The organism is Roseateles sp. P5_E1 (assembly GCF_054049335.1).
Map to the genome: position 1 here is coordinate 1 of NZ_JBFUMN010000459.1, position 528 is coordinate 528.

1 protein-coding gene and 1 pseudogene are annotated in these 528 nt (G+C 68.0%); one reads left to right on the top strand and one right to left on the bottom strand.

Annotation, left to right across the window (positions count from 1 at the left end):
* Positions 1–244 (bottom strand): alpha/beta hydrolase (locus tag ACXJKJ_RS32085; RefSeq protein ID WP_457395788.1); only part of this gene is annotated, 244 nt, incomplete at its 3' end.
* A gap of 56 nt (positions 245–300) precedes the next feature.
* Here ACXJKJ_RS32085 and ACXJKJ_RS32090 point away from each other — a divergent pair.
* Positions 301–528, top strand: a pseudogene (locus ACXJKJ_RS32090) (hypothetical protein); the annotation flags it as partial.

The window sequence follows — 528 nt, forward strand, 5'->3', positions numbered from 1 at the left end:
CGCCGACGCTGCGGAAGTTGAAGCGCACGGTGGCGATGCCCAGGTCGCGCAGCGCGCGCGCCGCCATGGTCACCACCTTGTTGTGCATGCTGCCGCCCTCGGTGGACAGGGGGTGGCAGACGATCGCCACCACCGGCTGCACGGCGACATCGGCCTCGGGCAGATCGACCACGACATCGAGCGGACCGACCGGTCCGTCCAGCGTCAGCGCACCGCTTTCTTGGGGACATGGGGGATTGTGCATGGCGTCATAATACCGTCCCTCCGCGTGCTTCACCGCCGCCCCTGCCAGGTCCGTACATGCACTATCTGGTTTTCAGCGTTCTCTGCAGCGTGCTGGTCTCGGTCCTGCTGAAGCTGGCGCCGCGCCGGCGGCTGGACATGCCCCAGGTGGTGACCTGGAATTACCTGGTCGCCAGCGTGCTCAGCGCAGTGCTGCTGCAACCCTCGCTGGCCTCGCTGCAGACCGCGCATGCGCCGTGGGCCGCTCTGCTCTGTCTGGCCGTGGCGCTGCCGGCCATCTTCCTG